The 20,518-nt window shown below is 44.5% G+C and carries 18 protein-coding genes; 6 read left to right on the top strand and 12 right to left on the bottom strand.

Annotated elements, in window-relative coordinates; all coding sequences use genetic code 11:
* The coding region (locus QTO06_RS09965; RefSeq protein WP_331407693.1) for a Calx-beta domain-containing protein at positions 1 to 2,718 on the top strand (2,718 nt) is incomplete at its 5' end.
* Between the two features lie 51 nt (positions 2,719 to 2,769).
* Here the strand turns inward: QTO06_RS09965 and QTO06_RS09960 are convergent.
* Positions 2,770 to 3,963 (bottom strand): class I SAM-dependent methyltransferase, encoded by a 1,194-nt coding sequence (locus tag QTO06_RS09960; protein ID WP_331407690.1) that lies wholly within the window; start codon positions 3,961 to 3,963, stop codon positions 2,770 to 2,772.
* A gap of 185 nt (positions 3,964 to 4,148) precedes the next feature.
* On the bottom strand, positions 4,149 to 5,552 hold the full coding sequence (locus QTO06_RS09955; protein WP_331407687.1) for a methyl-accepting chemotaxis protein: 1,404 nt from the start codon (positions 5,550 to 5,552) through the stop codon (positions 4,149 to 4,151).
* 90 nt (positions 5,553 to 5,642) lie between these two features.
* Here QTO06_RS09955 and yccX point away from each other — a divergent pair, with 90 nt between their 5' ends.
* Positions 5,643 to 5,915: an acylphosphatase gene (yccX, locus tag QTO06_RS09950; RefSeq protein ID WP_033007078.1), complete on the top strand. Its 273-nt coding sequence runs from the start codon at positions 5,643 to 5,645 to the stop codon at positions 5,913 to 5,915.
* 45 nt (positions 5,916 to 5,960) lie between these two features.
* Here yccX and QTO06_RS09945 read toward each other — a convergent pair whose 3' ends face one another.
* The gene (locus tag QTO06_RS09945) at positions 5,961 to 6,290 is read right to left on the bottom strand and encodes a TusE/DsrC/DsvC family sulfur relay protein (RefSeq protein WP_005443942.1); all 330 of its coding nucleotides are present in this window, start codon (positions 6,288 to 6,290) and stop codon (positions 5,961 to 5,963) included.
* A gap of 395 nt (positions 6,291 to 6,685) precedes the next feature.
* On the opposite strand from QTO06_RS09945, the gene QTO06_RS09940 reads away from it, so the two are divergent.
* A complete protein-coding gene (locus tag QTO06_RS09940) occupies positions 6,686 to 7,060 on the top strand; it encodes a chromosome partitioning protein ParB (RefSeq protein ID WP_009706141.1) in 375 nt (124 codons plus the stop codon).
* A gap of 73 nt (positions 7,061 to 7,133) precedes the next feature.
* Here the strand turns inward: QTO06_RS09940 and QTO06_RS09935 are convergent, their stop codons facing one another.
* The 5 genes from QTO06_RS09935 to QTO06_RS09915 form a co-directional block, all read right to left on the bottom strand.
* On the bottom strand, positions 7,134 to 7,796 hold the full coding sequence (locus QTO06_RS09935) for a Bax inhibitor-1/YccA family protein (protein ID WP_005443944.1): 663 nt from the start codon (positions 7,794 to 7,796) through the stop codon (positions 7,134 to 7,136).
* Positions 7,797 to 8,150: 354 nt separating this feature from the next.
* Positions 8,151 to 8,900: an amino acid ABC transporter ATP-binding protein gene (locus QTO06_RS09930; protein WP_005443945.1), complete on the bottom strand. Its 750-nt coding sequence runs from the start codon at positions 8,898 to 8,900 to the stop codon at positions 8,151 to 8,153.
* Between the two features lie 23 nt (positions 8,901 to 8,923).
* The gene (locus QTO06_RS09925) at positions 8,924 to 10,021 is read right to left on the bottom strand and encodes an amino acid ABC transporter permease (protein WP_005443946.1); all 1,098 of its coding nucleotides are present in this window, start codon (positions 10,019 to 10,021) and stop codon (positions 8,924 to 8,926) included.
* Position 10,022: 1 nt separating this feature from the next.
* Entirely contained in the window at positions 10,023 to 11,228 is a 1,206-nt protein-coding gene (locus QTO06_RS09920; protein WP_020197441.1) for an amino acid ABC transporter permease, read from the bottom strand.
* 80 nt (positions 11,229 to 11,308) lie between these two features.
* A complete protein-coding gene (locus QTO06_RS09915; protein ID WP_009706139.1) occupies positions 11,309 to 12,337 on the bottom strand; it encodes an amino acid ABC transporter substrate-binding protein in 1,029 nt (342 codons plus the stop codon).
* Between the two features lie 461 nt (positions 12,338 to 12,798).
* On the opposite strand from QTO06_RS09915, the gene QTO06_RS09910 reads away from it, so the two are divergent.
* Positions 12,799 to 13,719 carry a precorrin-2 dehydrogenase/sirohydrochlorin ferrochelatase family protein gene (locus tag QTO06_RS09910; RefSeq protein WP_331407681.1) on the top strand — a complete coding sequence of 307 codons (921 nt, stop codon included), beginning with the start codon at positions 12,799 to 12,801 and terminating at the stop codon, positions 13,717 to 13,719.
* Between the two features lie 136 nt (positions 13,720 to 13,855).
* Here QTO06_RS09910 and QTO06_RS09905 read toward each other — a convergent pair whose 3' ends face one another.
* A complete protein-coding gene (locus tag QTO06_RS09905; RefSeq protein WP_005443962.1) occupies positions 13,856 to 14,338 on the bottom strand; it encodes a YajQ family cyclic di-GMP-binding protein in 483 nt (160 codons plus the stop codon).
* A 32-nt stretch (positions 14,339 to 14,370) separates the two neighbouring features.
* The gene (locus QTO06_RS09900; RefSeq protein ID WP_005446791.1) at positions 14,371 to 15,423 is read right to left on the bottom strand and encodes a 3-deoxy-7-phosphoheptulonate synthase; all 1,053 of its coding nucleotides are present in this window, start codon (positions 15,421 to 15,423) and stop codon (positions 14,371 to 14,373) included.
* A 396-nt stretch (positions 15,424 to 15,819) separates the two neighbouring features.
* Between QTO06_RS09900 and QTO06_RS09895 the strand changes: the two genes are divergently transcribed.
* On the top strand, positions 15,820 to 16,311 hold the full coding sequence (locus tag QTO06_RS09895) for a DUF4442 domain-containing protein (protein WP_331407678.1): 492 nt from the start codon (positions 15,820 to 15,822) through the stop codon (positions 16,309 to 16,311).
* A 22-nt stretch (positions 16,312 to 16,333) separates the two neighbouring features.
* Here QTO06_RS09895 and QTO06_RS09890 read toward each other — a convergent pair whose 3' ends face one another.
* Positions 16,334 to 17,686 (bottom strand): hypothetical protein, encoded by a 1,353-nt coding sequence (locus QTO06_RS09890; RefSeq protein WP_005443968.1) that lies wholly within the window; start codon positions 17,684 to 17,686, stop codon positions 16,334 to 16,336.
* 183 nt (positions 17,687 to 17,869) lie between these two features.
* On the opposite strand from QTO06_RS09890, the gene QTO06_RS09885 reads away from it, so the two are divergent.
* Positions 17,870 to 18,706 (top strand): CvfB family protein, encoded by an 837-nt coding sequence (locus QTO06_RS09885; protein WP_331407675.1) that lies wholly within the window; start codon positions 17,870 to 17,872, stop codon positions 18,704 to 18,706.
* Between the two features lie 336 nt (positions 18,707 to 19,042).
* Here QTO06_RS09885 and rsmF read toward each other — a convergent pair whose 3' ends face one another.
* Positions 19,043 to 20,479 (bottom strand): 16S rRNA (cytosine(1407)-C(5))-methyltransferase RsmF, encoded by a 1,437-nt coding sequence (gene rsmF / locus QTO06_RS09880; RefSeq protein ID WP_331407672.1) that lies wholly within the window; start codon positions 20,477 to 20,479, stop codon positions 19,043 to 19,045.
* Positions 20,480 to 20,518: the final 39 nt, after the last annotated feature.

The following is a 20,518-nucleotide window of genomic DNA, read 5'->3' as shown; positions in this document are numbered from 1 at the left end:
GTGCCTGCCAACGACACCACATACAGCATCACCGTTAGTACAACAGATGATGACTTGTTCGAAGGCCCTGAGACCTTTACGTTGTCCGGTGCAACGGCCGTACAAACTACGCCGGCAGAGGGTACAGGTACGATTGTTGATGATGGCAGTGGTCCTGGTCCCAATCCAGATGATGACCGTCCTACCGTGGCATCGATTAGCTCAACCACGGTAAACGAAGGCGACCCAGCGACACTTGATGTGACCATGAGTAATGCAAGTACAACAGATACTGTTGTCAGCATGACGCTCGCCGATGGCACCGCAGACGGTGGCGTGGATTACGCCGATACACAGGTGACGATCACTTACGCCGACAACAGCACTGAAATTGTCGCGGTAGACCCTGATGGCTCGTTCGATGTAACGGTTCCTGCCAATGACACCACATACAGCATCACCGTTAGCACAACAGATGATGACCTGTTCGAAGGCCCTGAGACCTTTACGCTGTCTGGTGCAACTGCTGTTCAGACCACACCAGCAGAAGGTACAGGTACGATTGTTGATGATGGTAGTGGTCCAGGTCCCGATCCAGATGACGACCGTCCAACCGTGGCGTCGATTAGCTCAACCACGGTTAATGAAGGTGATCCTGCGACACTTGATGTGACCATGAGTAATGCGAGTACAACAGATACTGTTATCAGCATGACACTCGCCGATGGCACCGCAGACGGTGGTGTGGATTATACCGATACACAAGTGACGATCACTTATGCGGACAACAGCACCGAAGTTGTCGTGGTAAATCTTGATGGTTCGTTTGATGTAACGGTTCCTGCATTGGATACGACATTTAGCGTTACGATGGAAACATTAAATGACGATATCTATGAAGGTGATGAAACATTCACACTATCGGGTTCGACGTCTGTTCAAACTACACCTGCGGTTGGTACGGTAACGATAGATGATGAAGCGGATCGACCAAGCGTTGCAGATATCACAGATATACAAGTTACCGAGGGTGAGGACGCGACCTTTAATGTCACATTAAGTAATGCGAGTACGGTCGCGATCTTAGTCAGCATGTCATTACTTGATGGAACCGCTTTAGCAGGGGATGATTTTAATGCGACATCCGTGACAATTACTTATGCTGACAATACGACCGAAGTGGTCAATGTGGCACCTGATGGAACGTTTGATGTCTCAGTTCCTGCAAACGATACGACATTTAGTGTCACCGTTAATACTCTTGAAGACCAAGTTTATGAGCAATCGGAAAACTTCACGTTGACTGGCGAAATTCAAGGCCAAAATGTCGCGGCTTCAGGTATTGGTACAATTCTTGACGATGACAACACTCCTCCAACCGTAGAAGATTTCAACATCATTATTGATTTGAATAACCCCGGTGAAGATGCGTTGATTGATTTTGGTCCTTATGCGCAGGACTTGGAAGATGACTTCGATCCTTTCGATGATAAAGAAACCAGCATTTGCATCACGACGCTCCCTGAGTATGGGTATCTTTACTACTTTGATGACCAGAATAATGAGGTTGTACTCGAAATAGGAGATGTTATCCCCGAATCAACAGAAGTGCGTTATGCGCTTACTGAAGACTTCTTCGACGAACAAAGTTTTGATTCACAAGACTTGTTGGATGAGTTTGATAAAGACTTTATCGCGGACACTGTTGACGTTAATGGCTTGAGTTTCTTTGGTGGAACCATCGATAGCAACGGAGATTTTGTTAACAACGCTCAAATCAAAGTGGACTTTGCAAACCAACAAGTTGGTTTGGTTGTTGTTTCTCCCGGAGAAACAGGACAAGGTGATGAGATCAGTACCAGTGAGTTCATTGCGATTGAGCTAGATGAAGGCCTCGAGGCCGAAGAAGCTCGCCTCGACCTAGCGAGCTTAAATGACCGCTTTAATAGTGGAGCTGCTTGGATCAATGTTTATTTTTACATGGATGGTGTCCTAGCAGAAACGCAGGTCATTCAAACCTCTGACATTGTGTTTACCGGTAATCAAGAAGGTTTTGCCACAGTGGCTATTACTAACGGTAGTTTCGACGAAATTCGCTTGTTCCCAGAGACGAACAGTGCGAGTGACAAAGCGAGTTTTACTCTCGTCGGTACTCAGATTACCAGCTTTAACAATGTGAACGACTCCTTTGATTACAAGGCAATAGATTCAGATGGTCTCACCAGTGCCGATACTGCAACCGTGGATATTGATTTTGCCAATGTGTCTGTTGATGCGGTCGAAGCGTTTGGTGTTCAAGTGGGAGCGTTGCAAGTTAATACGATTCAAGGAACCGACCAGAATGACAACTTAGTCGGAACGGACAGCAATGACATCTTGATCGGTGGACTTGGAGACGATGTACTCACAGGTGGTGGGGGTAACGATGTATTTAAGTGGACAGAAATGGATACGGCAACAGATACAGTCACCGATTTTGAAAGCGGAGATTCATTAGACTTTACGGACTTGTTTGATGACGTGAGTGAGAGTGATATATCGGTTCTGCTAGATGATCTGAGTTCTGGTGACTATGCTGGGCAAGTTGACGACATCTCAGTTTCTGTAACGGAAGATGGTGGAAACTCAACATTGACCATCAACAAAGATGGCCAGCAGCTTGAAGTTAACTTTGACGGCGCATCGGCGGCTGATATCGCAAACAGTATCATCACCAACCTCGAGCAATTGAGAGAATAAAAAAACGGAGCGAAAGCTCCGTTTTCTTTTTGAGTTAGTTTTAATCAGCGATTAAAGCACCTTACACGCAAAGCCTTTTAGGTAGAAACCTTCTGGGTAGGCCGTATCTGTTGGGTGATCGGCTGCTTGTTCAAAACGCTCTACAAACTTAACTTGGCGGTTTGCATCTACTGCGGCGTCGGCAATGATTTTTTGGAACAGAACCTGGTCCATTAAGCCTGAGCAAGAGTAGGTCAGTAGTGTGCCACCCGGGTTTAGAATTTGCATCGCCAACATGTTGATGTCTTTGTAGCCACGACATGCACCGTTTAGCTGTGCCTTACTTTCTGCAAACTTCGGTGGGTCCATGATCACAACATCGAACTTCGTACCTTGGTCACGGTATTCGCGCAGCAGTTTGAACACGTCAGCGTTTAGGAACACAGCACGCTTTTTCGAGATATCAAACTCGTTCAGCTCTGCGTTGAATTTTGCAGTGTCTAGAGCTGGTTGTGATACGTCTGCGTTGATAACGCGTTTTGCGCCGCCTTTTAGTGCGTACAGACCAAAACCGCCGGTGTAAGAGAAACAGTTTAGAACTTCTTTGTCTTTCACGTACTTCATCGCTTGTTGGCGGCTGTCACGTTGGTCTAAGTAGAAACCCGTTTTATGACCACCAACGATGTCTACGCTGATTTTCACGCCGTTCTCTTCAATCACCACTGTTTTCGGTGGCTCTTCACCGTGCAGTACGCCAGTGGTTTCTTTCAAACCTTCTTTCTTACGTACCACGACGTCTGAACGCTCGTAAACGTTGCAGTCTGGGAAACACTCAACCAAAGCATCAACAATCGCTTGCTTGTTGTATTCTGCGCCCGCACTTAGAAGCTGGCACACAAAGAAGTTTTGGTAACGGTCGATGGTAACGCCAGGCATACCATCAGACTCAGCTGCGATAAGACGGTAGCCAGTTAGGCCATCGCGCTCGATGATGTCTTCACGAAGAAGCTGAGCGTTGTTGAAACGCTTAACGAAGAAGGCTTTGTTGATTTCTTCTTTTTCAAAACTCCAAATACGAGCACGAATTTGAGAAGCTGGAGAATATGCCGCTTTAGCTAGCCATTTTCCGTCGTGAGTGAATACATCAACGGTTTCGCCAAGAGCAGGTTCGCCCTCAACTTTACTGATGCCTCGAGAGAAGATCCAAGGGTGCTTACGCTTAACCGATTTCTCACGACCTTTAACCAAATAGATAGCAGCTGTCATTTCTTTAGCTCTTGTTGAATTTTGAAAGGGGCGTATTGTCCGGGATGTTGCCCGCAAAAGCAATATCCATCGACAATCCAATCATTTGTAGAGGCTTTAATTATAAACTGATGAATGGAGTAACGGATGGGGATCTAGGTACAAAAAAGGGCCACCGAAGTGACCCTAGTTATTCGTTTTAGCGATTACGCTTTTAAGCCAGTCAGCAGTGACTCCATGGTGTCACTTTGAGCTCGAAGCTGCTCGACGTTTTGCGACGTTGTGCTGATCATCGTACATACATTGTTTGCTTGTATGCGGATCTCTTCAACGCTTGATGCAATATTGTCTGCCACCACGCCTTGCTCTTCAGCTGCTGTCGCAATTTGAATGCTGCTGTCTGAGATAGTTTGGTTCTTGTCTGCTAGTGAGCCGATCTCGTGATTCACTTCGGCCATCAGAGTTTGGCCTTCGTTCGCATTATGAACCGTGACTTCCATCAGTTTAGTCAGCGATTGGCTGTTACGTTGTAGCGCTTCAATCATTGCTTGAATCTCTACTGTCGCTTGTTGAGTGCGGCCTGCAAGAGCACGAACTTCATCAGCAACAACCGCAAAGCCACGGCCTTGTTCACCTGCACGAGCCGCTTCAATCGCAGCGTTCAAGGCAAGTAGGTTAGTTTGCTCAGAGATACCGTTGATGGTTGTGACCACTTCATCAATCTGCGCTGCGTTTGCATCTAACTCTTCAACCGCTTGAGATGCTGATTGGATCTCAGTAGAAAGGTTCGAGATAGAGTGAAGGGTATTTTCCACTTTCACCTGACCTGATTGCGCGACGCTGCGAGCATCATCAGTTTGTGTGCTTGAGTCATGAGCCAGCGTTGCCACTTCACGAATCGTGGAAGCCATCTGTTCTGTTGCACTTGCCAGTGAGTTAAGGTGCTCTTGTTGAGTATTTGAGATCTCAGAGCTGTTGTGAATCGAAAGGTTAAGGTCAGAGCTGATTTGCTGCATCAGTGCTACGGATTCTTGAATCGACTGAACCATCTTTTGTTCTCGATCCGCTACTTTGTCGATAGTAATCGCGATTTCGCTGAACTCATCACGAACACGGAAGAAATTCATACGCGCTGTTAGATCACCATCAGCCAGCGTGTTGAGAGCTTTGTTCATCGTAAACATCGCACCACCGATGAAAGTCATGATGTAGTAAACGCCAATCGCGATAATGAACAGAGTCACAAGAATAATACTGACTTGCGCTGTAGAAAGTGCGGTCCATAGAGACTGTTCATAGTTTGCAACTAGGCTAAATGCGCCATTCAATACAGAAACAGAGTCTGGGCCAGTACCAAGGGTAATTGTCTCCGAGCCAGCAATAAGGTTTGCAACTTGAGATTGCGAAAGGTTGCCAGCCTCAATAAGCCCCTTCATTAACATCAACTCTTCCTGATACAGACCTGAAATCATGGCGTCAGCGGCACTATTCAGGACTAAAGTGAGAATGACTAATGCAAGAAGAGGAAGGAAGAAGAGTAAATAGAACTTTTCTTGAATTTTTAAATGGATGAGATACTTATCAATCCAACGGAAGGGAATTTCTTTCATAATTATTATAACCATATAAAAACCCACTATCCTTAGTGGGGTAAATAGACGCAATTAATATATCACTCAAATATAGGGAGCGGTATACGGATGGTACTAAAGTGTGAGAAGTTTCTGATAGTAGGTCACGTACAAGGGGTAGGATTTCGATACCACACATCGCATCAAGGATTGAAGCTAGGTTTAACGGGGTACGCGAAGAACTTAAACAACGGAGATGTTGAAGTGATTGCCTGTGGCACTGAAGAGCAAATTGCAGCGTTTTCGAAGTGGTTAGAAGAAGGACCGCGGACAGCGAGTGTGGACAGTGTCACTCAGGAAAGTGTGTCTTACAAACCTTTCCGCGGATTTAAGATCTTATAGCTTTATAAGCTGTCATTTTGTAAGTGGTATTTTTAAACCAGAGCCTTACAAACATTTCGCTGGTTTAGGAAGGCCTGCCAATTTGGTTGCCTGTTTCGCTGGGCCTTTCTTAAATAGCTTGAACAGGTACTTGCTGTTACCTTTCTCAGGGCCGTGCGCCTTTTCCATCGCTTTCACAAGCATTCTTACCGCAGGTGAGGTGTTGAACTCCTCATAAAAATCACGTACGAAGTGAACCACTTCTAAGTGCGCATCGGTAAGCTCGATCTCTTCATCTTTTGCTAGAAGCTCAATCATGCCTTCTTCCCACTGAGTGTGGTCAAGTAGGTAGCCTTGAGCGTCGGTTTCAATTTCTTTGCCGTTGTAAACGAACATAGCTTTGTTTCCGCTAAGTAACCATTGATACGTATAGGGTAGCGTAGAGCGAAGCTTAGACTCAACAAAAGAATCTTTGAAGGCTTCTGAGCGAAGTAAATTTACACAATTAATACCAGATAAAGAAAGTCACGGTAGAAGAGGTTAATTGCGCTGATTATTCACAAGAATGTAAATTTATTCATCTTGTTAGAAAATTCTCGGGGTGAGTATCTGCGTATTTGCATTTTTACCCAAAGTTATTCATTTTTTAATGGCTTCATATGCTTAAGTGAGGCGTTGAAGAACAATGACTCACTTACGACGTTGTGTTTGTTCTCATGGGGCGATACTCTCTTGGTTTAATAAGTGACCTGCGTTCAGGTTAGAACTCAAATCATGACAAGGAGTTAGTCGTGTCGAAACAACGTTATATTGAGATTAACGATAACGTCAAATCCACTTGGTCTATCGAGCGTATTTGGAAGCTCGCAGAATCTTTACCCGTAGAAGAAATTGCAATTGATGACATCAAAGGTCCGAATGAGGTGACTTGGTTTAGTGAAGAGGGGCCGCTGCCAACCTGTCGTGAAATAGCGAAACATTGCCAACGCATCAACAATGCCGATTTGTCGTATCCAGTAATACTAACCAGTGATTATCGAGTCTTTGATGGCATGCATCGAATTGCCAAGAAAATCATGTTGGGAGAGGAAACCATACAAGTGAGACGGTTTAGAGAAAATCCAGAGGCTGACGAAGTTATCGAGTTGACGGTAGACCAAGCATAACAAACTGAATTACTTGCAAAGAAAAAGCCCGAAGTAGAACTTCGGGCTTTTGAGTTTTAATCAATCTAACGAATTAGTCGTCGTTCATGATGCCTAGGATGCTTAGTAGGCTGATGAAGATGTTGTAGATTGAAACGTATAGCGTAATCGTTGCAGAGATGTAGTTTGTTTCGCCGCCACGGATGATGCCTTGAGTAGTCATCAGAATTGCCATGGTAGAGAACACAATGAACAAGCTGCTAAGTGCTAGATGCAGAATAGTTGATTGGATGAAGATGCTCGCAATCATACCTACAACTAGAACGACAAATAGTGACAACATAAGGCCGCCCATCATAGATAGGTCGCGCTTAGTTGTTAGAGCGTAAGCAGAAGCTGCCATGAATGACAGAGCGGTACCGCCTAGTGCTGTTAGAACAACGTCGCCCATACCAGCGCCGATGTACATGTTTAGAATTGGACCAATGGTGTAACCCAAGAAGCCTGTGAATAGGAATGTAAACACTAGGCCCATGCTGTTGTTGCGGTTTTTCTCAGTCAGGAATAATAGACCGTAGAAACCAACCAACATCAGGATGATACCTGGACGCGGTAGATTAAATGCCATAGACACGCCAGCCACAAGAGCTGACCATAGTAGAGTCATAGAAAGTAGTGCATATGTATTACGCAGTACTTTGTTGGTTTGTAGAGCACTCTCTTGAGTAGTAGTGCGAGAAAACATAGGACTGTTCATAATCTTCCTCTATAAGGGACTGTCTTATCTTTAATATATAGACATATATGGGCCCGATAGTTCAAAAAATCAAGCCCGCCACATGTATATCTAGAACAAAATAATAATAGAAATAATGTGTTATGTATGTGGCAACTTGTAACACAATATTACCGCCTTGCATAGCGAAGAAAGGCTTACTATTCAAAGCTCTGAAGCGCAGCTCACGAAGTAGGTTGCAAGATTGCGCGAATTTACAACATCTTGAATCAACTGGATTTTCGTAACATGAGTGAGTAGCAACCGTTTAAACAAAGAAAAAGCGCTGATTTTGATGTCAGCGCTTTACAATTTTAGCTATGTACCCAACCCGTCTTAATGGTGAAGGATCTGAGCCAAGAAGTTCTGGGTTCGATCCGATTGCGGATTCTCGAAGAAGTCGACAGGGTTGTTCTCTTCGATGATTTCACCCGCATCCATAAAGATAACTCGGTCAGCCACTTCTTTAGCAAAACCCATTTCGTGCGTTACACACAACATGGTCATGCCTTCTTCCGCCAGTTCAACCATTACATCAAGCACCTCTCGCACCATCTCAGGGTCGAGTGCCGATGTCGGCTCATCAAACAGCATCACTTTAGGGCTCATACAAAGAGAGCGGGCGATTGCCACACGTTGTTGCTGGCCACCGGAGAGCTGGCCTGGATACTTGTCGGCTTGATCGGGGATCTTAACACGCTCTAAATACTGCATTGCGATGGCTTCGGCTTCTTCTTTTGGCATTTTCTTCACCCAGATAGGGGCAAGCGTACAATTCTCCAAAACCGTTAGATGAGGGAAGAGGTTAAAGTGCTGAAAACACATGCCCACTTCACGACGAACCGCTTCAATGTTTTTCAGGTCTTCTGTAAGTTCAGTGCCCGATACATAAATGCTGCCGGCTTGATGCTCTTCGAGACGGTTGATACAACGAATCATGGTCGATTTACCTGAGCCCGATGGTCCACAGATAACGATTTTTTCGCCTTTCTTTACGTCTAGGTTGATGTTCTTTAGTACGTGAAACTCACCATACCACTTATTCATGTCCTTCAACTGGATCATATAATCTTGTTGTTGCGTCATAATACGTCCTTGATCTTAGTGAGTTATCGTTTGTGACCGGTATGCAATTTGTTTTCAAGCCATATCGAGTAACGCGACATGCCAAAACAGAATACCCAAAACACTAACGCGACAAATACATAACTTTCGGTTGCGAAGCCTAACCACTCAGGGTCGGTGTTCGCAGCTTGTCCTATGCCCAGCACGTCAAACATACCAATAATAAGCACAAGACTGGTGTCTTTAAATAGGCCGATAAACGTGTTCACGATAGAAGGGATAGTAATCTTGAGTGCCTGAGGCAAAATGATCAGTCCCATCTTTTTCCAGTAGGTGAGGCCAAGAGCATCTGCTGCTTCATACTGGCCTTTCGGAATCGCCTGCAAACCACCACGTACCACCTCTGCCATATATGCCGCACTGAACATGACCACGCCGATAAGTGCACGGATGAGCTTGTCAGTTTCTGAGCCTTGAGCCAAGAACAGAGGCAGCATTACCGAGGCCATAAACAGAACGGTAATAAGCGGAACACCACGCCAAACTTCAATGTAAACGGTACAAATACTGCGGATGATCGGCATATCTGAACGTCGACCAAGTGCTAACGCCACACCAATTGGCAGAGAAACAACGATACCGACGAGTGCGATGATCAGCGTAACTAGTAGACCACCCCATTTGTGCGTCTCCACTACTTCGAGACCAAATACGCCACCATAAAGAAGTGCGGCAATAATGAATGGGTAAATGTTTACGAAGAACAACCAAATCCAAATGCGTTTTGGTGTTTTCTCGTAAGCAAGTAGTACAGTAAAGATCGCCAATGTGATGTAGAACAGGCGAGGGCGCCAGAGTTCAGCTTCTGGATAGAATCCATACATGAACTGTTCCCAACGCACGCTAATAAAAACCCAACATGCGCCTTCGCGTGTACAATCATCTCTTGTTGTTCCGACCCAATCAGCATTAATGAACGCCCAATCAACGATATTCCAGAGTGCTGAGAATACGATGTAAGCCAGAATCAGCGTCACAATCGAGTTGATTGGTCCATTGAATAGATTTTTGCGTAGCCAACCTACGACACCAACCGTATTTGCTGGCGGTGGGAGATCTGGCTGAAATTGATGTGTGCTCATATTATCTCTCCACCAGTGCCACTTTACGGTTGTACAAGTTCATCAACGCAGATGTAATCAAACTTAACGTCAAGTAAACGCCCATGGTCATCGCAATAATTTCTATTGCCTGTCCGGTCTGGTTCAACGTGGTACCAGCGAATACAGAAACCAAATCTGGGTAACCAATCGCCATTGCCAGCGAAGAGTTCTTGGTGAGGTTCAAGTATTGGCTCGTAAGAGGAGGGATGATGATACGCAATGCCTGAGGAATCACGACCAGCTTAAGCGTTTTTGTGCGTGGTAAACCAAGCGACATTGCTGCTTCAGTTTGACCATGACTCACAGCGTTAATACCAGAGCGAACAATCTCAGCAATGAACGACGCGGTATAGACGCTCAATGCCAACAGAAGCGCAGCCAGCTCAGGAATGATGCTGATGCCACCTCGGAAGTTAAAACCTTTTAACTCTGGATACTGCAAAGAGATCGGCATACCTGCGATGAAGTAAACAATCAAAGGAAGCCCAACAACTAATCCAAGCGCAATTCGGCCCATTGGTGTTTGCTGGCCTGTTAAACGCTGTTTATTGTTCGCCCACACATTAATCAAAACCGTCGCAATGACGCCAAAGATAAGTGCAGCAATAACCAACCCGCTTCCTGCTTCCATCACAGGCGCTGGGAAATACAACCCTCGTACATTCAAGAAGATCGCTTCACCAAGGCTCATACTCTGTCTTGGTGATGGGAGTGCTTGAAGAACGGCGAAATACCAGAAAAAGATTTGTAGAAGTAGTGGGATATTTCGGAACGTTTCAATGTATACCGCAGCTAATCGACTCACCAGCCAGTTGGAGGAGAGACGCGCGATACCCATAACAAAACCAATAACGGTTGCGAGGATAATACCAAGCACAGAAACCAGTGCGGTATTAAGAAGGCCAACGACAAAGGTGCGTCCATAAGAGAACGTTTCGTCGTATTCGATAAGAGTCAGGCCGATCCCAAAGCCTGCTTCTTGATTAAGGAAACCAAAACCTGTTGCGATACCACGAGCATCAAGGTTGGTCAGTGCGTTGTTGATAATTGTGTAAAAGAAAAATACCAGTGCGGCTACGGCAATGATCTGGAAAAGAGCGGAGCGAAAGGCTGGATTGTAAATCAGGCTCTTACTTCCGCTTGGTTTGGACATCGTACTTGGCGATGCATCATTCGTCGGTTTCATACAGCGATAACCTCAAACCCTTATTTATAGATTCACTCACGAAAAAGGGCGGCATAAACCGCCCTGTGATAATCGTTGTATTAGCGGATTGGTGGCGCGTACATGAAGCCGCCCGCATTCCACAGTGCGTTCACACCACGAGAAATTTTCAGAGGCGAACCTGTACCAACCGTACGCTCGAAGCTCTCACCGTAGTTACCGACTTGCTTGATAACTTGGTAGCCCCAATCGTCACGGATACCTAAACCTTTACCTTTAGGGCCGTCCACACCAAGAATGCGCTTGATGTTTGGATCTTTCGATTTCAACATCTCGTCTGCGTTCTTAGAGGTAATGCCGTACTCTTCTGCGTTCACCATCGCAAATAGAGTCCACTTCGCGATATTGAACCATTGATCGTCACCTTGACGCACAACAGGACCTAGTGGCTCTTTAGAGATGATTTCAGGAAGAACGGTAGCAGAAGAAGGGTCTTTCAAGTTCAGACGTAGCGCGTAAAGACCAGATTGGTCAGTCGTTAGTACGTCACAGCGGCCAGCATCAAAACCTTTAGAAGTTTGCGCGGCAGTATCAAATACCACTGGTTTGTATGCCATGCCTTGGTTACGGAAGTAGTCTGCAAGGTTTAGCTCGGTTGTTGTACCTGATTGAACACATACTGATGCGCCATCAAGCTCTTTTGCACTTGAAACGCCAAGGTCTTTCTTAACCATGAAACCTTGACCGTCGTAGTAGTTCACGCCGACAAAGTTCAGACCAAGAGCCGTATCACGGTGTAGTGTCCAGGTGGTGTTACGTGAAAGCACATCGATTTCACCCGATTGTAGTGCTGTGAATCGTTCTTTCGCAGTTAGGGGTACATACTTAACTTTCGTTTTATCCCCAAGAACGGCTGCAGCCAGTGCTTGGCAATATTCTACGTCGATACCTTCCCATTCACCTTTTGAGTTAGGGTTTGAGAAACCAGGTAGACCGGTACTAACGCCACAAGTAATAAAGCCTTGTTTTGTGACTTTGTCCAGAGTAGTGTCTGCTGCTTGAGCTGAAGTAGCCATCATGGCAGTAGAAGCCGCTACGACGGAAGCAAGAACTGTGAGTTTATTCGCCATTTGTATCCTTCCTGTATGATCCATGTTTAATCAGGAGCGACCTGATACAACGTGTCCAATTCGTTTGTGTTTTCGTCCTACATGACTGATTTTAGAAGAAACGGCCATCGTCAAATCAATCAGTTATAAGCGTAGGAAAGGATTTGCTAATTCTCAAACATATAATTTAAAAAGAGTTTTGGAGAGAAGTCACAAAGCGCCTTGCGATTTAGAATGACGAAATGTTAATTGTTTGTAAATAGTGCAACTGATTGTTGAATTGGTGCATCAGAACAATCGGTAAAAGAAGGAATAAAATAGAAGGATAAAAATTTGTTATTAAAAGTATCATTAGTGTAGGGCGGCTATGTCAGCCGAAAATTTGAACAAATATTATTTGTGAAGTCGAAACAAGGTGAAGTGATTGCCCCATTTTTGGTAGCATGAATTTCGATAGTTATTTGAAGTAATCATGGATTGAAATGCGATATTTTCCTCTGTTCTTAGATTTAGTGAATAAACCCGTACTGGTTGTCGGTGGCGGTGAAGTGGCGAGCCGCAAAGTTGAGGCGCTACTTAAAGCTGGTGCTGACATCACCATTGTGTCCCCAAGTCTTGTCGACTTTCTTGATAAACTTGCTCAAGAGCAGCAAGTACATTGGATTCAACGTTTTTATTCAAGTGACCTTGTCACAAAGTCTTTCATTCAAGTGTGGGCAACCACAGATAACCCAGAACTGAATCATCAGGTCTATAAAGATGCCAAAGAGTTGGGCATTTTAATCAACGTTGTAGACGATAAGCCTTACTGTGATTTCATTACGCCTTCAATGATTAATCGCGGACGCATTCAAATCGCTATCTCGAGTGGCGGCGCATCTCCTGTATTGATCCGTAACATTCGAGAAAAGTTAGAAGCGATTCTGCCACAAAACATGGGATTGATGGCGGAGTTTGCTAATTCAAAACGTAACTCGATTAAAGAAGCGCTGCCAAGCGTCGATTTACGTCGTAAGTTTTGGGAGAGCTATTTCTCTCATCCTGAAGTAGAAAACGCTCGAGATAATCGTGAGCTTGAAACCATTTATCAAGAAACCATGGCAAAACCTCTGGATGAAACGGGGAGCTGCACTTGGATTCAAGTGGATAAAGATGTAGAGATGCTGCCGATCAAGGCTGTACGATACATGCAGCAAGCAGAGTTGGCTCTTTACTCAACCAAATGCGAAGCAGATGTAATGGAACTGGTAAGAAGAGATGCGGAACGTGAGGCATTTTCTAGTGCGACTGAGCTTTCTGACATGCTTAGAAAGGCCAAAGAAGAAAAACTTCGAGTTTGTGTATTCATCCCTCAAGGAACAAATGAGTTTTCTCTCCTGCAAGGACAGGACCTTGTAATCTAATAAGAAGCGCACGTTCAGAGCTTCTTGTAATAGGTAGAGGTTCAAAACAGACATACAAAAACGCCGACGAACATTTCGCCGGCGTTTTTTATTCCACTGTTCCCGTTCTCTGTATTAAGAGAGTAGGAGAGCGCAATTAATCACGGAAGTTGTTGTACTGAAATGGGATGCCCATCTCTGCTTCACGGATCGTTGCAATCGTCGCTTGCAAGTCGTCACGTTTCTTACCCGTTACGCGCAGTTTGTCGCCTTGGATAGATGTTTGAACTTTAAGCTTCGCGTCTTTGATTAGTTTAACTAGCTTTTTCGCTGTTGGCGTATCAATACCTTGGCGGAAAGCAACGTTTTGGTGCCAGTTCTTACCCGTCGCTTCTGGATTTTTTGCATCCATAGCGTTCGCATCAATGTTACGCTTTGCCAAGTGGCTACGTAGGATGTCACGCATTTGCTTAAGCTGGAACTCGCCTTCTGCTGACACTTTTACATTTTCTTCTACTAGCTCAAAGCTCGCATTCACATTGCGGAAATCGAAACGAGTAGACAGTTCACGGTTAGCGTTATCAACCGCGTTACGTAGTTCAACGGTATCGATTTCTGAAACAATATCAAACGATGGCATGAAGATTCCTTGATTATCTTGTTATAGGGAAATTACTTACTGGATTTTACTGCGGCTGCCAGCATGTCTAGCATCGTTTCAGTATCATCCCAACCTAGACATGGGTCAGTAATCGACTGACCGTAAGTTAGGTTGTTAATATCAGTCATTGGCTGATTGCCTTCAATAATGAAGCTCTCTGCCATGATACCCGCAATGCGAGTGCTGCCTGATTTAATTTGTTCACAAATGTCTTGTGCAACATCAATTTGTTTACGGTGTTGCTTCTGACAGTTCGCATGACTGAAGTCTACAATCAAACGTTGTGGTAAGTCGAATTCAGCAAGTGCATCACACGCTTGTTTTACAGACGCTTCATCAAAGTTAGGACCTTTCTCACCACCACGAAGAATGATGTGACCATAAGGGTTCCCACTAGTGCGGTATACCGTCATACGTCCATTCTTATCTGGAGAGTAGAAGTAGTGTGATGCTTTAGACGCACGAATCGCATCAATTGCGATTTTTACGTTGCCGTTAGTACCGTTCTTGAAGCCTACTGGACAAGATAAAGCAGAGGCCATCTCACGGTGGATTTGAGACTCAGTCGTACGAGCGCCAATTGCCCCCCACGTAATCAGATCTGCAATGTACTGACCTGTGATCATATCAAGAAACTCAGTAGCTGTAGCAAGACCAAGCTTGTTGATATCCAGTAGCAGTTTACGTGCTTTATGAAGACCCGCTTCAAGTGCGTATGAGCCATCTAGGTTAGGGTCAGTGATAAGACCTTTCCAACCAACAACAGTACGAGGTTTTTCAAAGTAAGTACGCATTACGATAAATAGCTCGTCTTTGTACTTATCTTGGATATTCGCAAGGCGAGTTGCGTAGTCGATTGCCGCTTCAGTGTCGTGCACAGAACACGGACCAACGATAGCAAGGATACGGTCATCCTCACCAGTTAAAATCTTTTCAATTTGACGACGAGATTGAGCGATGCGATCAGCTACATCATCAGTGATTGGATGTACGCTGCCTAGCTCTGCGGGTGTCGGCATTGGACCCAAAGGTTGGGTTCTCAATTCATCTGTTTTTATAGGCATGTTATAGCTTTATTCTCTATTGCGAAGCGGTAAAGATAACGGAATTATAGTTAGGAATAAACCGTTTCACGGGATTCTTATCTGTTAAATACCGAAATGTATGTAATGTTGTGGCTATTCATTAATGATAGTTATGTATAAATGACAAAAACTGCTAAGGAGATCAATACATAGTCGTTTGAATTTATAACTACTTTTTCTATTCGATAACACGTATTTTTGCAAAAAGAAGCTTGGAGGCTAGGTACTCTGGGTGTTTCATATCGAACTTTAGAACTCGATAGAAAGAAACCGTTTGCGAAATTTCGTAGCTAGATCGATTTGTTATTAACAATTCTTTGACATTTTGATGCTTCATTGATTAACTGGTCAGACTAGTCTGGTAAGGAGACCAAGATGTTATCTGCTGTGCGCCGTGCAAATCTTTACTTAAACCTTTTTGGCTTTTCTAAAGTTCCACTTATCTGGTTGTGTAGACCAAAGATCCTTGCCATCGATGATAAACACGTTGAAGTTAAAATCCCATTAAAGCGAAGAACGAAGAACCATCTCAATAGTATGTATTTTGGTGCGCTTGCGGTTGGAGCAGATGTCGCTGGTGGCTTTCTTGCTATGAGTAAAGCAGAAGAGAAGGGAGAGCGTATCTCTCTTGCTTTTAAAGGCGTGACAGCAGAGTTTCTGAAACGTCCTGAAGGCGACGTGCATTTTGTGTGTCACGATGGTCCATTGATTGATGAAATGTTGCGAATGACATTAGAAACTGGTGAACGCATCAATCGAGATGTGAAGATCACCGCCTTGTGTCCGAGCATTAATGGTAATGAACCTATGGCCGAGTTTTCTCTTACGCTTTCCATTAAAAAAGCAGCTAAAAAACAAGCTGCTTAATTTCAGAATTCATATTGTGGGCTTAAACCAGTTCGATTTTCTCAAGAGAGACGATCTTTGAACGGTTAAGCACGACCTTCCAACGGTAATAAACAGGCTCATCAGTGTGGTTGTCTTCTTTGACAATCACATTGAGAAGATGACGTTTCTCTACCGACTCTTTACTTACTTGCCCATCATTCAAACGATAGACTCGGTTCGAGCTCTTATCCATTAAACGAATAATAGGGCGCAAACTAATATTCAACGTTTCGCGCGTTTGCTCGTAACCACTCAAAAACAACGACGTCGCCATCTCAGTCTTAGCATGGTAATGCAGAATTTGTTCTTCACGCTGAACCACACGCTTCTTACGAATGTTTTGAATACGATCCGGCAAACTTGAAAGCGAACGATAGTCTAGCCATTCCAGCTTACGGCCAACGACTTTCTTTGTCGTCGGGTCCATGTACTTCTTACGCCACTTTGGCTTACCTTTACGAATCCAACGCCACATTGCGTCACGCAAGTCGTCTTTAAAGATTTCACGTAGCGCATAGATAAACGACATCGCAATAATAAAAGACGCTGAAATCTCACCTAGGTAATCTCGCGCAAGGATAACGGTACTTGTCACAACGACCATCACAAGACCCGTCGCGATACCTTTGATTGCACGTTTGATGTTGTTACCCATCGACATCGTTTTTTCACGCAAAACAATTGGGTGCTCAATCAAACGTCTCAATAAGCGCATTTTGTTCGACAGACGTGTCACATCCTCAACGACGCTCGCTGAGTTGTAGTTATTCAACTTACGATGCGCTTGCTCTTTTTCACACAGAGTAATCAAGCGTTCTTTGATCGTACTGTAATCGCCTTCACGAGGAAGGTGGGCGACAAGGGATAGGAACTTTTGCTCGGTGTACCAAGACAAGTAATTATCAATGTTAACGTAGTAACGCTTGAGGTTTTCTTCGTAAGGGATCGAACGACGCAGACGCTTCAGGATGTCGAGCGTCAATTCAATAACCTCATCCACTTCTTCTGCTGTTACGCTGTCACTATCATGTTTATTTAACGCAGCGACGGCTTTATCAAGCGCAATAACGTATTGATACGCGAACAAACTCAAACTGACGCGGTACTGGCGATTGGACAGACGGCCACGTTTAGCAAGACGGCTGTGCACCAAAGGCAAAAGCACCTCTGTACTGTAGTAAGAACGTTTTTGCGTGATTGAAGTGTAGTAGAACTCGGATTCGCTGATGATGTCGGAATTTAAACCCAACTCTCCGGGTACGAAAACATAGATATCAAGGTCGAGCGTTTTACTCTTTGCCAACGCATGGCTAATTTTTAAAGTTACCGAGTCTTGTTTGTCGACAGTGACCAAGGAAAGCTCCTGATTTTGCTAAAGCATCCTATATCCAAAAGCGTCCGTTCATTGAAATAACTTAAGGGCGGGCTAGGATAAATTGTTGAACGAACACAGCATAACAGAGAGGTTTGGTTTTCTCTCTGATTTTCTTGTTAGTTTGGGTATAATTCCCAGTAAATTTAAAAAGAGACAAACTCAATGATTAAAATTGGTCAAATTAACAGCTTAGAAGTCACTAAAACGGCTGATTTTGGCGTATTTTTGGATGGTGATGATTACGGCTCTGTCATGCTGCCTAATAAATATGTACCAGAGGGTACAAACGTAGGCGATCATATTGACGTATTTCTTTACTTTGATTCAGAAAGTCAGCTAGCTGCGACCATTGATAAACCCATCGCTCAAGTTGGCGAGTGGGGCCTAATGCAAGTTGAAGGTGTGAGCAGCACTGGTGCATTCGTCAATTGGGGTATTAAAGAAAAAGATCTTCTTATCCCGTTTAGTGAGCAACGTGCTCGCTTTACTGCTGGTCAAAACATTCTGGTTTACGTATACACAGATAAAGCATCTGGTCGTATCGTAGGTACAACCAAGTTCAACAAGTGGCTGGATAAAACGCCAGCAAACTATGAAGTGAACGAAGAAGTTAGCCTCATCATCGCAGAGCGCAGCCAACTTGGTTACAAGGCGATTGTGAACGGTGAGCACTGGGGCATGATCTTCCCATCTGACGTATTCGGAAAGCTGTTTATCGGTAAAAAGCTAAAAGGTTACATTAAGCAAATTCGAGAAGACGGTAAGATTGACTTAGCGCTACAAAAAGTTGGTGTCGCTAAGATGGACGACCTATCTAGCAAGATCGTTGAGTTACTAGAGAAGAAGGGCGGGTTCTTGCCTCTTAACGATAAATCTTCTCCAGAAGCGATTTTTGACGCATTTCGCACGAGTAAAGGCACGTTCAAAAAGACCATCGGTGGTCTATACAAAGCAGGCAAAATCGTTATTGAGAAAGACGGAATTCGTCTCGCTGAATAAAGACTAAAGATGCAATTTGGCTGGTGGATCGCGTCTTAGTCGAAAAGATTTGAACGCGAATTGAAAAGTACCAGCCAAAAAAATGGCCCAAACTCGTCCTTATTTTGGGCCTAGGGGAAACGGCTCCTTTATAGAGCCTGCGCTAAACTTTTTGACCAACACATATTGTCGGTTAAACATAGAGAGAAATGCCGTTTCAAAGCGATGCTTTGATAACTTCAGTTTAGTACAGCGCACTCGGATCGCTAGTGAACCCAGTTCCAATCATGCTTTAGAACCAAAAAGCCATCGTAAATACGATGGCTTTTCATTTATTTATAGCATTTCACTTTGCTACTAAAATAAGTTCTTATCTCGCACTAATTCGCGTGGAAGACCGTTTTTGATGCGGTTGCTTACCCATTTCCCAAGGCCAATAATGGCACCTTCGTACTTTACAAGAACTTCGCCTTTACCCGTCTTCATCCCAGCTGGAATGTTTTGAGGACGAACATCACGACCCATATACCATTCACGCGATTCTTCGATGGTTAGTTCAATCGCATTACTCTCATTACCTGTAGCCAGAGTTGTCGCAACTTGGTGCTGCCAGCGGTAACCGTTTTTATGCGCTTCAGCAATCTTGATGCCCATGCGAGAGAAACGCAGTTCGCCAATCATCGGTTCTAGTGCGTCTGGGAAAAGCCACACATCTTTTTCACGAATCCAAACCGTGCTGTCTTCAGGCAGTTTGATGTCCATTGCGTTTTGTAGTTGCTTAGCGATCTCTGCAGATTCTTTGTTTGATGCTTTTGCAAATGGGAATTTACCCATGCGCTTCTTCACTTTTGGCGCTTCTACTGCTGCAAGCTTACGAATTCGAGCGACGAAGAAGCCTTCACAGTCATAAACTTGAGGGAAGATGTGCAAGAACCCTTCTTCGGTCAGCGCAGCTTCTGCATTTTCAAACAGATCTTTCAAGCTTTCGAATTCAACAGCGTCACCAAATGTTTCTTTTAGATGATGACAAACTTGCTGGTTCTCTTCAGTGCTTAACGTACAGGTTGAGTAAACCATCACGCCACCTGGTTTTAGGGCATGGAACGCACTTTCAATAAGATCTTTCTGCGTATCGGCAATTTCAATGACTGACGCTTGCGTCCAGTTCTTCATTGCATCTTCATCTTTACGAACCGTACCTTCACCAGAACACGGCGCATCGAGTAGAACGGCGTCAAATTGCTCTGGGAGCCAGCCACCAAACACACGACCGTCGAAGTTGCTTAGTGCAGCGTTACGCACGCCACAGCGCTCAATGTTTGCATGAAGTACTTTTACTCGGCTTGCCGCGTATTCATTTGCAACCAAAACGCCTTCGTTATTCATCAACGCAGCAATTTGTGTTGTTTTTGAGCCTGGTGCAGCCGCAGTGTCGAGAACCGCGTCGTACGATTCATTATTCATAAATAGGGCAGAGACAGGCATCATCGAGCTGGCTTCTTGAATGTAGAAAAGCCCTGACATGTGTTCAGCGGTGTTACCAAGTGGTACAACCGATTCATCCGCATCAATCCAAAAGCCCGTTTCACACCAAGGTACAGGAGAAAGCTTCCAGCCTTTTGCTTCTGCGCGCTCTAAAAACGCTTCAACGCTGATCTTAAGCGTGTTTACACGAATACTTTTTCGCAGTGGCTTTTGGCACGACGCGATAAAGTCTTCCATGTTGAGGTGAGCAGGGAGGATAGTTTGGATTTTTTCCAAAAAAGCTTCTGGGATGTAAACGTTAGAATGCAAAGTGAAATCTCGATTGCAGAATTTGCCGCAAATGATATA

It is taken from the genome of Vibrio sp. M260121 (assembly GCF_036533715.1).
In the GTDB taxonomy this organism is placed as follows: Bacteria; Pseudomonadota; Gammaproteobacteria; order Enterobacterales; family Vibrionaceae; genus Vibrio.
The sequence above is the reverse complement of the archived record's forward strand: the minus strand, read 5'-3'. Positions and strand labels throughout refer to the sequence as shown.

Bases quoted from the DNA above. Each gene is read 5' to 3' on its own strand.
- QTO06_RS09960 (WP_331407690.1), bottom strand. From the start codon at position 3,963: ATGACAGCTGCTATCTATTTGGTTAAAGGTCGTGAGAAATCGGTTAAG.
- QTO06_RS09955 (WP_331407687.1), bottom strand. From the start codon at position 5,552: ATGAAAGAAATTCCCTTCCGTTGGATTGATAAGTATCTCATCCATTTA.
- yccX (WP_033007078.1), top strand. From the start codon at position 5,643: ATGGTACTAAAGTGTGAGAAGTTTCTGATAGTAGGTCACGTACAAGGG.
- QTO06_RS09945 (WP_005443942.1), bottom strand. From the start codon at position 6,290: ATGTTCGTTTACAACGGCAAAGAAATTGAAACCGACGCTCAAGGCTAC.
- QTO06_RS09935 (WP_005443944.1), bottom strand. From the start codon at position 7,796: ATGAACAGTCCTATGTTTTCTCGCACTACTACTCAAGAGAGTGCTCTA.
- QTO06_RS09930 (WP_005443945.1), bottom strand. From the start codon at position 8,900: ATGACGCAACAACAAGATTATATGATCCAGTTGAAGGACATGAATAAG.
- QTO06_RS09925 (WP_005443946.1), bottom strand. From the start codon at position 10,021: ATGAGCACACATCAATTTCAGCCAGATCTCCCACCGCCAGCAAATACG.
- QTO06_RS09920 (WP_020197441.1), bottom strand. From the start codon at position 11,228: ATGAAACCGACGAATGATGCATCGCCAAGTACGATGTCCAAACCAAGC.
- QTO06_RS09915 (WP_009706139.1), bottom strand. From the start codon at position 12,337: ATGGCGAATAAACTCACAGTTCTTGCTTCCGTCGTAGCGGCTTCTACT.
- QTO06_RS09910 (WP_331407681.1), top strand. From the start codon at position 12,799: ATGCGATATTTTCCTCTGTTCTTAGATTTAGTGAATAAACCCGTACTG.
- QTO06_RS09905 (WP_005443962.1), bottom strand. From the start codon at position 14,338: ATGCCATCGTTTGATATTGTTTCAGAAATCGATACCGTTGAACTACGT.
- QTO06_RS09900 (WP_005446791.1), bottom strand. From the start codon at position 15,423: ATGCCTATAAAAACAGATGAATTGAGAACCCAACCTTTGGGTCCAATG.
- QTO06_RS09895 (WP_331407678.1), top strand. From the start codon at position 15,820: ATGTTATCTGCTGTGCGCCGTGCAAATCTTTACTTAAACCTTTTTGGC.
- QTO06_RS09885 (WP_331407675.1), top strand. From the start codon at position 17,870: ATGATTAAAATTGGTCAAATTAACAGCTTAGAAGTCACTAAAACGGCT.